Source organism: Burkholderia sp. Bp8986 (assembly GCF_003854225.1).
Taxonomy (GTDB): domain Bacteria; phylum Pseudomonadota; class Gammaproteobacteria; order Burkholderiales; family Burkholderiaceae; genus Burkholderia.
This window is the reverse complement of record NZ_QTQM01000015.1, coordinates 134,068-147,295: the sequence shown is the minus strand read 5'-3', so window position 1 is coordinate 147,295 and position 13,228 is coordinate 134,068. Positions and strand designations below refer to the sequence as shown.

General features: G+C 66.4%; 13 protein-coding genes. 7 read left to right on the top strand and 6 right to left on the bottom strand.

Annotated elements, in window-relative coordinates; all coding sequences use genetic code 11:
- The 5 genes from DID99_RS16325 to DID99_RS16305 all read right to left on the bottom strand — a co-directional run.
- Positions 1-554, bottom strand: a 554-nt coding sequence (locus tag DID99_RS16325; RefSeq protein ID WP_148094677.1) for an NAD(P)/FAD-dependent oxidoreductase, incomplete at its 3' end; no start/stop codon positions are given.
- A 21-nt stretch (positions 555-575) separates the two neighbouring features.
- The gene (locus DID99_RS16320; protein ID WP_124667159.1) at positions 576-1,241 is read right to left on the bottom strand and encodes a HutD family protein; all 666 of its coding nucleotides are present in this window, start codon (positions 1,239-1,241) and stop codon (positions 576-578) included.
- Positions 1,238-2,182: an electron transfer flavoprotein subunit alpha/FixB family protein gene (locus DID99_RS16315; protein WP_124667158.1), complete on the bottom strand. Its 945-nt coding sequence runs from the start codon at positions 2,180-2,182 to the stop codon at positions 1,238-1,240. The genes DID99_RS16320 and DID99_RS16315 overlap by 4 nt, the downstream gene beginning before the upstream one ends.
- Positions 2,179-2,958: an electron transfer flavoprotein subunit beta/FixA family protein gene (locus DID99_RS16310; protein WP_124667157.1), complete on the bottom strand. Its 780-nt coding sequence runs from the start codon at positions 2,956-2,958 to the stop codon at positions 2,179-2,181. Before DID99_RS16310 ends, DID99_RS16315 begins: the two co-directional genes overlap by 4 nt.
- Before the next feature lie 27 nt (positions 2,959-2,985).
- Positions 2,986-4,170 carry an FAD-binding oxidoreductase gene (locus tag DID99_RS16305; RefSeq protein ID WP_124521269.1) on the bottom strand — a complete coding sequence of 395 codons (1,185 nt, stop codon included), beginning with the start codon at positions 4,168-4,170 and terminating at the stop codon, positions 2,986-2,988.
- A gap of 177 nt (positions 4,171-4,347) precedes the next feature.
- Between DID99_RS16305 and DID99_RS16300 the strand changes: the two genes are divergently transcribed.
- Both DID99_RS16300 and hutG read left to right on the top strand, forming a co-directional pair.
- Positions 4,348-5,313 (top strand): LysR family transcriptional regulator, encoded by a 966-nt coding sequence (locus DID99_RS16300; protein WP_124488118.1) that lies wholly within the window; start codon positions 4,348-4,350, stop codon positions 5,311-5,313.
- 17 nt (positions 5,314-5,330) lie between these two features.
- Complete coding sequence (gene hutG / locus DID99_RS16295; protein ID WP_124667156.1) at positions 5,331-6,140, top strand: N-formylglutamate deformylase; 810 nt, start codon at positions 5,331-5,333, stop codon at positions 6,138-6,140.
- Between the two features lie 212 nt (positions 6,141-6,352).
- On the opposite strand, the gene DID99_RS16290 is transcribed toward hutG, so the two are convergent.
- Entirely contained in the window at positions 6,353-6,955 is a 603-nt protein-coding gene (locus DID99_RS16290) for a helix-turn-helix domain-containing protein (RefSeq protein ID WP_124488097.1), read from the bottom strand.
- 250 nt (positions 6,956-7,205) lie between these two features.
- Here DID99_RS16290 and glnT point away from each other — a divergent pair, with 250 nt between their 5' ends.
- The 5 genes from glnT to DID99_RS16265 all read left to right on the top strand — a co-directional run bounded on the left by glnT (position 7,206) and on the right by DID99_RS16265 (position 13,166).
- Entirely contained in the window at positions 7,206-8,594 is a 1,389-nt protein-coding gene (gene glnT / locus DID99_RS16285; protein ID WP_185715754.1) for a type III glutamate--ammonia ligase, read from the top strand.
- Between the two features lie 12 nt (positions 8,595-8,606).
- Entirely contained in the window at positions 8,607-9,515 is a 909-nt protein-coding gene (locus DID99_RS16280; protein WP_034191062.1) for a class II glutamine amidotransferase, read from the top strand.
- A complete protein-coding gene (locus DID99_RS16275) occupies positions 9,503-10,192 on the top strand; it encodes a protein glxC (RefSeq protein ID WP_124521265.1) in 690 nt (229 codons plus the stop codon). The genes DID99_RS16280 and DID99_RS16275 overlap by 13 nt, the downstream gene beginning before the upstream one ends.
- A 25-nt stretch (positions 10,193-10,217) precedes the next feature.
- Entirely contained in the window at positions 10,218-11,579 is a 1,362-nt protein-coding gene (locus DID99_RS16270) for an FMN-binding glutamate synthase family protein (protein WP_034191060.1), read from the top strand.
- A 189-nt stretch (positions 11,580-11,768) separates the two neighbouring features.
- On the top strand, positions 11,769-13,166 hold the full coding sequence (locus DID99_RS16265) for an ammonium transporter (RefSeq protein ID WP_124488094.1): 1,398 nt from the start codon (positions 11,769-11,771) through the stop codon (positions 13,164-13,166).
- The last annotated feature ends 62 nt before the right edge of the window (positions 13,167-13,228 follow it).

Below are 13,228 nucleotides of genomic sequence, written 5' to 3'. Positions count from 1 at the left end.
ATGCCGAGCTGGAAGTTCTCGGTCGGCTCGCCGTCCTTGCCTACGCCCATGTTGCCGGTGGCGACGCCTTTCACGGAGCCGTCGTCGTTGTACAGAATCTCGGCAGCCGGAAAGCCCGGGAAGATCTCGACGCCCAGGGCTTCCGCCTGCTGGCCGAGCCAGCGCGTGACGCTGCCCAGCGAGATCACGTAGTTGCCGTGGTTCTTGAAGTTGGCGGGCAGCGCCCAGTTGGGCGTCGTGACCGCGCTCTTTTCCGACAGGAACAGGAAGCGGTCTTCCGTCACCTCGACGTTCACGGGCGCACCCTGTTCCTTCCAGTCGGGAAACAGCTCGGTGATCGCGCGCGGGTCCATCACCGCGCCCGACAGGATGTGCGCGCCGATCTCGGAACCCTTCTCGAGCACGCACACGCCGATCTCGGTGCCTTTCTCGGCGGCCAGCTGCTTGAGCCGGATCGCGGCCGACAGCCCGGCCGGGCCGCCGCCGACGATCACGACGTCGTATTCCATCGATTCGCGCGGGCCGTATGGTGCGACAAACGAAGCGTGTGACATGAGCAGATAAGCGGGCAGGGATTAGCGTTCGACCGACTCGATCGCGATCGAGATCAGGCGGGAGTCAAGTGCGTCGGACTGCAGGTCGATTTCTTCGCTGCGGCCGTCGAGCCACAGGCCATGCATCGGCAGCAGGGTCTGGGTACTGAGCGACGCGCTGCTGAAGCGCCATTGGCCGGCCGCGCAAATCAGCAGATGCGTCGGCGCCGGCGTCACGCGGCGTGAATGCGTCGCCACGCTCACGGTGGCCCGGCAGGCCGCGCGGCGCGTCATCACGTTGAGGACGTGCGTAGGCCGTACGATGTCAGTCGTCCACACCGGCAAATCGCCGGGAAAGTACGCCGGCACGATCGGGTGCGCGACGAGATGCCCGTCCTGCGCGCGCAGTTCGACGCTCGCGTTGTCGACCGGCACGAGTATCCGGTCGACGCCCGGAAACTGCGAGAAGCGGGCCGATCCGTCGAGCGTTGCGAGACTGATACGCCAGTCCACGTTGCCGTCGGCGTCGATGCGGCTGGCGATCGTTCGCGTGACGCCCGCGCCGTTCGCCCAGGCTTCAGACTCGACTTGCGCGCAATCGATAAACCGGACGGACGGGTAGTGCGACGCCGACGGTGCAGTCCCGCTGGAGGAACGTGGTGCAGGCACGCGCGGGACGCCGCCCTGCCCGGAATCCGGGTTCGTCATGCACCACCTCCGGCCTCGACGTGACGTTCGAGTGCAGCCATCACGTCGAACAGGTCCCCCACGAAGCCCACGTCCGCAAACGAGAAGATGGGCGCATCCGGATCCTTGTTGACGGCGACGATCAACTTCGAATCCTTCATGCCGGCCAGGTGCTGAACGGCGCCCGAGATCCCGAACGCGAGATAGGCGTCGGGGGCGACGGTCTTGCCGGTTTGCCCGACCTGGATCGCGTTCGGTGCGTAGCCGGCATCGACCGCGGCACGTGATGCGCCGAGGGCTGCGCCGACACGCGACGCGAGCGTGCCGAGCCGCGCCATGTTCTCGCTGGACGCGAGCCCACGCCCGCCGGACACGACGATCGGCGCATTCGCGAGATCGATGCCGGCTGTCTGGCAGCCGTTGCGTTCGACGAGCGTGGTCGCGGCGAATGAGGGCGGCGCATCCACGGAATCGATCGGTGCCGGTTCCGCTCGCGCGCCCGCCGCCGCGAACGACGATGCCCGCACGGTCGCAAAGGTCGTCTCGCGTGCGCTTTCGACGGTCGCGACGATGCTTCCCGCATACCAGCCACGCACGAAGCGCCCGTCGTCCGCAATGCCGGTGACGTCCGCGACGAACGCCGCACCGGTGAGCGCCGCGGCCCGCGGCAACGCATTCCGGCCCAGCGTGCGATGGGCGGCCGCGATCAGTGTGTAGCGCGACGCCAGCCCGGCCAGCAGCGCGGCGAGACTTTCTGGCGTGAGGGCGCCGGAAGCGTCTGGCAGATCGGGCCGGAGCACTTGGTCTATGCCGTCGATCAGCGCGGCTTCCGCAGCGGTCGCGGGATCGAGCACCAGCACGTCGACGGGATGCCGGCGTGCCGTTGCTGCGGTCACGACGCGCCGGACCGCGTCCGGCAGCGTATGGTCGGCCGCGGCTTCGGCAACAACGAGCGTTCTCATGCGCAGACTCCTGTATGGGCAAAGACGCTGTGTGCCGCGAGCGCGGCGATCAGTGCGTCGATGTCGGCAACGCGGTGACCCGAGCGCTGTACGGTGGGCTCGTCGAGTTGCACTGCGCGCGACGACGGTGCGAGGTCGACTGCGAATCGCGTGGCGGGAACGATTGCGAGCGGCTTCTGCTTGGCCTTGACGATACTCGGCAGCGTCACGCGTCGCGGTTCGGCCAGGCGCAGGTCGGCGCTCACGACGGCGCGTCCGGTCAGCCGCCAGGTTGCGGTGCCGCTGTCGTCGCCGCACGTGACGCGCCAGCCGTCGCCCTCGGGTGCGAGAGCCGTCGCGTCGAGACCTTGCGGCCAGCCGAGCAGGCCGGCGAGCATGGGCGCGACGCCGCCGGTGTCGTCGTCGATCGCCTGCTTGCCGCAAAGCACGAGGTCGCAAGGCGACGTGCCGAGGTACGCGTGGAGCAACCGTGCGACGCCCAGCGAGTCGAGCGACGCGGCGACGTCGCCGGTGTCGATCAGGATCGCGTCGTCGGCGCCCATGGCCAGGCCGGTGCGCAGCACGTCCTGGCAAGCGGCCGCGCCGCACGTGACGACGCTCACCTGGGCGGCATGGCCGGCCTCGCGCAGGCGCAGCGCCATCTCGAGCGCGCATTCGTCGAACGGGTTGATGGACATCTTGAGGCCGGTCGTCTCGATCGAGCCGGTTGAACCGACCCGCACGCGCACGTTCGGATCGACGACGCGCTTGACGGGCACCAGTATCTTCAGGGGCATGGGAATGTCTCGTCGAAAGGATGAAGATCAGGACACGGCGCCGAGGCCATACTTGCCGGTGAGCAAGGCGCCGGTCGCAAAGCGTTCGAGCGAGTAAGGGGCGAGCGACACGTCGGTCGGCTGTCCGAGCGCATGCTGTGCGAGCAGTTTGCCGATGCCGGGCGACAGCTTGAAGCCGTGGCCCGAGAAACCGAAGCCAACCACGAGTCCGTCGATGTCGCCGATGTTGCCAAGCACCGGGTTCCAGTCGGGGGTCACGTCGTAGACGCCGGTCCACGACGACGCGAGCCCGGCTGTCTCGTAGGCGGGAAAGCGTTCGGCGACCTGCGCACCGACTTCGGCGACGTAATCCAGCGAAATGTCGCCCTGTTCGGTTTCCGGCGCATTCAGCGTCTCGCCGACGACGCCCTCGGAGACCAGCATCTGGCTGCCGCCATAGCTGCGGTAATAGAGCATGCCGGGCGAGCCCAGGTCCTTGAACGCCGGCATCTGGAACGAATATCGTGCGTCGCACTCGAGCGCCAGCACGGTGTGCCGTTCCGGTTTCACGGGTAGCGGGACATCGATCCAGCCGGACAGTTCCGGGGTCCAGATGTTCTGCGTACTGATCAGCGTGCCGCACATGAAGCGGCCGGCACTCGTGTCGACGCCGACGATGCGGCGGCCGTCACGCACGACCCCCGTGACGGTCGTGCCTTCGAGAATCTTCACGCCGCGCCGGCGTGCCGATTTCGCGAAGCTAGTCGCGACGAGATAGGCGTCGGCGAAGCCCGCTTCCGGCTCGAAGCCGATCAGCGCCGCGTCGTCGAACCGTGCGATCGGCAGGCGGGCACGTGCGTCGTCCCGATCGAGCAACTGCACCTCGATGTCCATCGCGCGTTGCGCGTCGAGCGACGCGCGCAGCGGCTCGAGCTTCGCCCCCTCCGGCGCACAGATCATGTAGCCGCACTTGACGAGCCCGCACGACGCCTCGTCGTCGCCGACGTATTCGGCGAAGTTGTTGAAGGCCGACCACGACGAGCGCGCCAGCTCGACGTTCTGGCGGACCGAATAATGCGTGCGCAGCAGGCCGGACGATTGCGACGTGGTGCCGGCGCCGATCATGCCGCGTTCGATGACGAGCACGTTGCGCGCGCCGAGCGACGCAAGATGATGCGCGACCGACGTGCCGATCACGCCGGCACCGATCACGATGAAGTCGAAGTGGCTCATGGCTTCCCTCTGGATGGACGACGTGCCGATTCTAGGGAGCCGCGGTGCCGCCGAATTTTGTATTAGGCAAACTTATGCAACGTGCCCGGAAGTGCTCATCCTGCGTCCGGGCAGGCCGAATCGGCGCACCATGCGTTCCGTATTGCCGGAATGGACGCCGCCGCCACTGGAGCCTCTATGCGACGCACCCTATCGCCCATCGACCTGCGTGCCCTGCAGGCCTTCGTCGCCGTGTGCGAGACCGGTTCGATGACCGCCGCGGCCAGGCGGATCGGGGTCAGCCAGAGCGCGATCAGCCAGGCGATTTCCGCCCTCGAGCGCGAACAGGGGACGGTGCTGTTCGATCGGGACAGCCGCCCGCCGCGCCCCAATCTCGCCGGCCGGGCATTGCTGGAACTGGCCGGCCCGCTGCTCGAGCATGCGCAGATGGTCAGCACGCGCGTCGGCGATGCGTCGGACGCGGGGCGGGTGCCCGTGCGGCTCGGCTGCGTCGACTCGTTCGCGGCGACGGTCGGCCCGGAACTGATTCGCGCGGTGTCGGGCACGTCGCGACAGATTTCGATGTGGTCCGGGATCACGCCGGGTTTGAGCAAGCAATTGCATGACCGGGAGATCGACGTCGCCGTATGTACGCAGACCACGCTCAGCGACGCGCGTATCGTCGAAGTCCCGTTGTTCTCCGAAGCATTCGTCGCGGTCGTCGCGCGCGCGCATCTGGCCGGGCGCCAGCAGGCCGACTGGCGAACGCTGGCCGCCGAACTGCCGTTGATCCGTTACACCGCACGTTCCGTGATCGGCCAGCAGGTCGAGCGGTTCGCGCGCCATCTCGGCATTGATAGCCCGAGGCGCTTCGAATTCGACGCGACGGATCCGCTGCTGAGCCTGGTTGCCGCCCGGCTCGGCTTCGCGATCTCGACGCCGCTGTGCCTGTGGCAGGCGCGCCATTACCTCGGCGACGTCGTGGTCGTGCCGCTGCCGGGCGGCCGGCTCGGCCGGCGCGATTTCTTTCTCCTGCACCGACAGGGCGAGTGGGAGGACTTCGTCACGGAGATCATCGAGCTGACGCGCGGCGTGCTCGACCATTCGATCCGGCCGGCGCTTGCGCGCGCCGTGCCGCAGTTACCCGAAGATGCATTGCTTTGATTCGTACGGAGTGCTCGATGAGTGACCTATACACGCTGCAATGCGGCGATGCGCCGCTGCTGATTTCGATTCCGCACCTGGGAACGGCGATACCCGCGCCGTTGCGCGACGCGTACACCGACCGCGCGCTGACACTCGCCGATACCGACTGGCACCTCGACCGACTGTACGCGTTCGCGACCACGCTCGGTGCGACGATGCTCGGTGCGACGGTTTCACGTTACGTGATCGACCTCAATCGTCCGTCGGACGACGAGAGCCTGTACCCGGGCCAGACGACGACGGGCTTGTGTCCGACCGAAACGTTTCGGGGCGAGCCCGTCTATCGCGAAGGATCCGAACCGGATGCGGCGGAGAAAGGTCGCCGGGTCGACGCATACTGGCAGCCGTACCACATGGCGCTGGCGGCCGAGCTGGCGCGGCTGCGCGAGCGTCACGGGCACGTGCTGCTTTGGGAAGCGCACTCGATCGCGAGCCTGCTGCCGCGGCTGTTCGACGGCAAGCTGCCCGACCTGAACATCGGCACGCAGGACGGCAGGACCGTCGCGCCGTCCGTGCAGGCCGCGGTCGAGCGCGAGGCTGCCGCAAGCCCGTTCACGTGGGTCGCCAACGGTCGCTTCAAGGGCGGCTTCATCACCCGCTCGTCCGGCCGGCCGTCACACGGCGTGCATGCGATCCAGCTGGAGATGTGCCAGTCGACCTACATGGACGAAGCTTTCCCGTTCGCCTACGACACCGAACGCGCGGCCCGCGTGCAGCCGACCGTGCGCCGGATGATCCGGGCGGCGCTGGATGCGCTGGCGGCACTGCCGCGGCTCGCAGCATAAGGAACGCTGATACATCTTCGTAATCGGGGTTCCCGTATCAGTGCGACGTTGCACCGAAGTTGGCGTGGCGCTGCACCCGCAGCACGCAGGGAGCGGGGTCTCACCCGCTGACGCACGGGTGCCATCTCGCCCGAAGTGTTTATTCACGGGAATCTTTGATTCCTGTAGATAAACCTGGCACGAGGCTTGCATTATCTCTCGCGACGGGAGGGTCATTCGTCGGCAGGGGGGCCGTAGACGAAGATCGACAGGAACTGGATCGGGGTCTTGATCAGGCGTTCCGGGCCGTGCGGTACGTCGGCGCGGAACGTCAGGGTGTCGCCCGGATGCAGGATGTAGGTCTGCTGACCGTGCCGGTATTCGATCACGCCCTTGAGCATGTGGATGAACTCGGTGCCGGGATGCTCGAAGACGGGAAAGCGTTCCGCCTGGTCCTCCATCGTGATCAGGAACGGCTCGAAGGTTTTGCGCGGACCCTGGTCGTAGGCGAGCAGATGGTAGGTGTGGCCGCTTTTCGTGCCTTTCCGGACGACTTCCATGCCAGCGCCCTTCTTCACGAGCTGGGCGCCGCCCTGCGGGACGTCGAAGTTGCGGAACAGCACGGCCATGGAGACGCCGAGCGCCTGGGCAATGCGGTGGAGTACGTCGAGACCGGTCGAGGTCTGTGCGTTTTCGATCTTCGACAGCATGCCGCGGCTGATGCCGGCCTGTTCGGCGACCTGGGCGATGGTCAGGCCGTGGCTCTGGCGAAGCTCGCGGATGGTCGACCCGAGATAGCGTTCGAGCGGGGTCTTGCTGTCGTCAGCGGTATGCATCGTCGACCTCGGCAAAAGGGGCAAGGGTAGCAGATTGTGGTACGCGCGCCGGCACGGTCGGGACCGCCGGCGTGCGCACCGCAAGTTTCATATCGGGAATTATTGTTTCACAACAATAAATCCCTTCGCATGCAGAAGGCGTGATCGCAGCGTACCGGACGCGGTGCTTGCCTCATGTCGCGCAATTGGGCCGCTCGCCAGCCGGGCGGATTCCACAAACCAGTGAACGCAGCAGTTGCAAGGAGAGACGATGAACCTGAACGATGCGAGCCCGTTGCCAGTCAACGCACTCGGAAGCGTACCGCGCTTCGATTCGGTGGACGAAGCGCAGACATACCTTGCGCAACACGGTGTGAAGTATGTGCTCGCGCAATTCGTCGACATTCACGGCGTGGCCAAGGCGAAATCGGTGCCGGTCGCGCATCTGGGCAGCGTGCTGACCGCGGGCGCGGGTTTCGCGGGCTTTGCGATCTGGGGTGTCGGCATCGAGCCGAACGGGCCGGACTACATGGCGGTCGGCGATCTCGCGACGCTGACGCCGGTGCCGTGGCAGTCCGGGCTTGCGCGCATCGCGTGCGACGGTCACGTCGACGGCGTACCGTGGGCGTTCGATTCACGCGTGACGCTGAAGAAGCAGGTTGCCCGCCTGACCGAGCGCGGATGGACGCTCTTTACCGGCCTCGAGCCCGAATTTTCGCTGCTGAAGCGCTCCGCGTCGGGCACGCTCGAGCCTTGCGATCCGAGCGATACGCTGGCGAAGCCCTGCTACGACTACAAGGGGCTGTCCCGCACGCGCGTGTTCCTGGAAAAGCTCACCGAATCGCTGCGCGCGGTCGGCATCGACGTCTATCAGATCGACCACGAGGACGCGAACGGGCAGTTCGAGATCAACTACACGTATACCGACTGCCTGACGTCGTGCGATCACTACGTGTTCTTCAAGATGGCCGCGTCGGAAATCGCGAACGAGCTCGGAATGATCTGTTCGTTCATGCCGAAACCGTTCGCGAACCGCCCGGGCAACGGCATGCACATGCACATGTCGATCGGCGACGGCAAGCGCAACCTGTTCGCCGACGCCGACGATACGCTCGGCATGGGCCTGTCGGCACTCGGCTACCGGTTCACGGCGGGCCTGCTCGCGCATGCGTCCGCGCTGGCGGCGCTCTGCAACCCGACGGTGAATTCGTACAAGCGCCTCGTCGTCGGGCGCTCGCTGACCGGCGCGACCTGGGCGCCGGCCTACATCAGCTACGGCGACAACAATCGCTCGACCATGGTGCGGATGCCAGGCGGCCGGATCGAACTGCGTCTGCCGGACGGCGCATGCAACCCGTATCTCGCGACGGCGGCCGTGATCGCCGCCGGGCTCGACGGCATCGACCGCGACCTGTCGCCGGGTGCGCCGGCGAACGAGAACCTGTACGAGTGGCCTGCGCAGAAACTTCGCGACCACGGCATCGGCGTGCTGCCGCAAAACCTTGGCGAGGCGCTCGACGCGCTCGAGGCCGACCGGACGATCTGCGATGCGCTCGGGCCGGTGGTCGACGAGTTCATCAAGCTCAAGCGAATGGAGTGGCTGGAATACATGCGCCACGTATCGGATTGGGAAATCAAGCAGTACGTCGAATTTTTCTGAGGAGCAGGCAACATGTGTGGAATCGTAGGATTGCTGGTCAAGACGCCGGCGTTGCGCGACCGGCTCGGCGAGCTGATGGTGCCGATGCTGATCGGCATGACCGAACGTGGCCCGGATTCGGCCGGTCTCGCGGTGTTCGGCGACGCGGTCGAGCCGAACCAGCGCAAGCTGAGCCTGTACTCGGGCTTTACGGATGAAGGCGAGCATTTTCCGTGGGACGTGCTGCTCGATCGGCTGAAGGCGTCCGTCGACGCCGCGGCGCGTGTCGATGCGAAGGGAAACCACGCGGTGCTGACCGTCCACGCGCAGGCCGACACGGTCAGGCACTGGCTGAACGAGCATTACCCGCGCGTGTACCTGCTGTCGGCCGGGCGCTCGATCGACCTGTACAAGGACATCGGCCTGCCCGCGGAGATCGCCGCGCGTTACGCGTTCGGCGGCCTCAAGGGCTCTCACCTGGTCGGCCATACGCGGATGGCGACCGAGTCCGCGGTGACGCCGGATCGCGCACATCCGTTTACGGCCGGCGAGGACTTCTGCCTGGTCCACAACGGCTCGCTGTCGAACCCTTACGGCGTGCGCCGGAAGCTGGAGCCGAAGGGCATTCATTTCGATACCGACAACGACACGGAGGCGGCGTGCCGCTTCCTCGAATGGCGACTGCGCGAGGGCGACACGCTGCCGGTCGCACTGCAGAAGGGCTTCGAGGAGCTCGATGGCTTCTACACGTTCCTGATGGGGACGCCCACCGAGCTGGCGCTGATTCGCGACCCGTTCGCATGCAAGCCGGCCGTCGTCGCCGAGAACGACGACTATGTCGCGATCGCGTCGGAATTTCGCTCGCTCGCGCATCTGCCGGACATCAGGAACGCCAAGGTATTCGAACCCGCACCCGAGGAGATGTACGTATGGAACGCATGACATTCGACCTTGAGCACGCAACCGTCAGGGACGTCAACCAGTACCTGCACGGCAGCGCGGACGTGCTCGACGGGCAGGCGATCGTCGTGGCCTCGCCGAACGGTGCGCACAACATCGCGGTCGGCGTGGACGCCGACGTGACCGTGACGATCGATGGCCACGCCGGCTATTACGCCGGCGGCATGAACCAGCGCGCGACGATCGTCATCGAGGGCAGCGCCGGGACCGGCGTCGCGGAAAACATGATGAGCGGCAAGGTGCACGTGAAGGGTTTCGCGTCGAACGGCGCGGGTGCCTCCGCGCACGGCGGGCTGCTCGTGATCGATGGCGATGCCGGGTTGCGTTGTGGCATCTCGCTGAAAGGCGGCGACATCGTCGTCGGCGGGTCGGTCGGCAGTTTCTCCGCATTCATGGCCCAGGCGGGCCGGATGGTGATTTGCGGCGACGCGGGCGACGCACTGGGCGATTCGCTCTACGAAGCGGTGCTCTACGTGAAGGGTGAAGTGAAGTCGCTCGGCGCGGACGCGCAGTTCGAGCCGATGGCCGACGCGGACTTCAGTGCCGTCGCGGCGCTGCTCGATGCGGCCGGGCTCGACCACGATCCGCGCGCGTTCAGGCGCATCGCTTCGGCCCGCACGCTCTACCACTGGAACGCCGACGCGAACCAGGAATATTGAATCCACGCTCCATCGAGGCAACGCCATGGAAGTCAAACCCATTCATTTCGCCCGCTTGCAGCAGGAAGAGTCGTACGGCTACGACCGCAAGACGATCGACTACATCCACACGGCCGCCCAACGCGGCCTGTACGAGATTCGCGGCCTCGGGGCGAAGCGTCACGTACCGCACTTCGACGATCTGCTGTTCCTCGGTGCTTCGCTGTCGCGTTACCCGCTCGAAGGTTATCGCGAGAAATGCACGACGCAGACCGTGCTCGGCACGCGCTTCGCGAAGAAGCCCGTCGTGCTCGACATCCCGATCACCGTGGCCGGGATGAGCTTCGGCGCGCTGTCGGCGAACGTCAAGGAAGCGCTCGGCCGCGCGGCGACGGCGGCCGGCACGTCGACGACGACCGGCGACGGCGGGATGACGCAGGAGGAGCGCCGTTCGTCGAAGACGCTCGTCTACCAGTGCCTGCCGTCGCGCTACGGCTTCAATCCCGACGACGTGCGCCGCGCCGATGCGATCGAGGTCGTGATCGGGCAGGGTGCGAAGCCGGGCGGCGGCGGCATGCTGCTCGGACAGAAGGTCAATCCGCGCGTGGCGTCGATGCGCACGCTCCCGGCGGGCGTCGACCAGCGCTCGGCGAGCCGCCATCCGGACTGGACCGGCCCGGACGATCTCGCGATCAAGATCCAGGAACTGCGCGAGATCACCGACTGGGAAAAGCCGATCTACGTGAAGGTCGGGGCGACGCGCACGTTCAACGACGTGAAGCTCGCGGTGCATGCGGGCGCGGATGTCGTCGTGGTCGACGGGATGCAGGGCGGCACGGCGGCAACCCAGACCTGCTTCATCGAGAACGTGGGCATTCCGACGCTGGCGGCGGTCCGTCAGGCCGTCGCCGCGCTCGAGGACCTGAACATGAAGGGGCAGGTTCAACTGATCGTGTCGGGCGGCATTCGCACCGGTGCGGACGTCGCCAAGGCGCTCGCGCTCGGCGCGGATGCCGTCGCGATCGGCCAGGGGGTGCTGATGGCGCTCGGCTGCAACAGCGAATCGTACTTCCAGGACGGCATGCTGCATTCGGCTGCGGCAGATTACGCGGCGCTGCATACGTCGCCGGGTTTCTGTCACCACTGTCATACCGGCAAGTGTCCGGTGGGCGTGACGACGCAGGACGCGGTGCTCGAAAAGCGTCTCGAGCCGGAAGAGGGCGCGCGTCGTGTGCGCAATTACCTGAAGACGCTGAACATGGAGCTGACCACCATCGCGCGCGCCTGCGGCAAGCAGAACGTTCATCACCTGGAGCCGGAAGATCTCGTCGCGCTGACGGTCGAGGCGGCCGCGATGGCGCGCGTGCCGCTGGCCGGCACGTCGTGGATTCCGGGCGAGCGGTCATGACCGCGGTGTGACGGTGCGCGCGACATGGCGCCGCGCAGTAGCGGGCGGCGTCATGTCGTCGGTCGCTTCAGACGCCGCGACCCGCTCGGTGCCTCCGTGCGGTGTCGCGGTCATTCCCGATTTTGCTGGTTCGTCATCGGTTATCGCGTGCATCGCGGGGCGGTGCATGCCTTGCTTCGAGGAAACGACATGAAAAAGACGATTGGCTGGATTCTGTGCGCGTGGCTCGCATTGCTGGCGCTACCCGTGTTCGCGGACGACAAGGTGGCGGCGGTGCCGGTGCCGAACAAGGGCGACACCGCGTGGATGATCGTCGCGACGCTGCTCGTCGTGATGATGGCGGCACCCGGGCTCGGCCTTTTCTACGGCGGAATGGTGCGGGCGAAGAACATGCTGTCGATCCTGATGCAGACGCTCGTGGTGTTCTGCCTGCTCGGCGTTCTGTGGGCGGTATACGGTTACAGCATCGCGTTCACCGAAGGCAACGCGTTCTTCGGCGGGCTCTCGAAGGCGTTCCTGGTCGGCATCACGCCGGATTCGACCGCCGCGACCTTCAGCAAGGGCGTCGTCATTCCGGAGTTCATCTACGTGTCGTTCCAGCTGACGTTCGCCGCGATCACGCCCGCGCTGATCGTGGGGGGCATCGCCGAACGCGCGAAATTCTCCGCGGTGCTGGCGTTCATGGTGCTGTGGTTCACCTTCTCGTACCTGCCGATTGCGCACATGGTCTGGTACTGGGCGGGCCCGGACGCTTACACGAGCGCTGCGGCGGCCGACAAGGCCGGCGCGACGGCCGGCTTCTTGTTCCAGAAGGGCGCGATCGATTTCGCAGGCGGCACCGTGGTGCATATCAATGCAGGCATCGCGGCGCTGGTCGGCGCGATCATGATCGGCAAGCGGGCGGGGTTCGGCAGGGAGACGATGGCGCCGCACAATCTGACGATGACGATGATCGGCGGGTCGCTGCTGTGGGTCGGCTGGTTCGGATTCAATGTGGGCTCCGCGCTCGAGGCAAGCGGCGCGGCGACGCTCGCATTCGTCACGACGCTTTTGGCGACCTGTGCGGCGACGGTGTCGTGGACGTTCGTCGAATGGTCGCTGAAGAAGAAACCGTCCATGCTCGGCGCGGTGTCCGGCGCGATCGCGGGGCTGGTCGTGATCACCCCGGCATGTGGGTTCGTCGGGCCGATGGGCGCGATCGCGATGGGGTTGATCGCGGGCATCGTCTGCTATTGGGGCGTCAACGGGCTCAAGCGCCTTCTCGGTGTCGACGATTCGCTCGACGTATTCGGCGTCCACTGCATCGGCGGCATCGCGGGTGCGCTGCTCACCGGGGTATTCGCGTCGCCGTCGCTGGGCGGAACCGGGATCTACGACTACGTGGGGAACAAGGTCGCCGACTACCACATCGGCGAGCAACTGATTGCGCAGTGCTGGGGCGTCGGGACCTCGCTCGTGTGGTCGGCGGTCGTGTCGGTTGCCGCATTCAAGCTGGTCGACATGACGATCGGTCTGCGTGTCGACGGTGAGCGCGAACGTGAGGGTCTCGACGTCAGTTCGCACGGGGAGACGGCTTACCATTCGTGACGATCGCGTAGCCGCAAGCGCGCATTGTGCGCCGGTTCGCCGTCCCTATCCGGGGCGGTTGA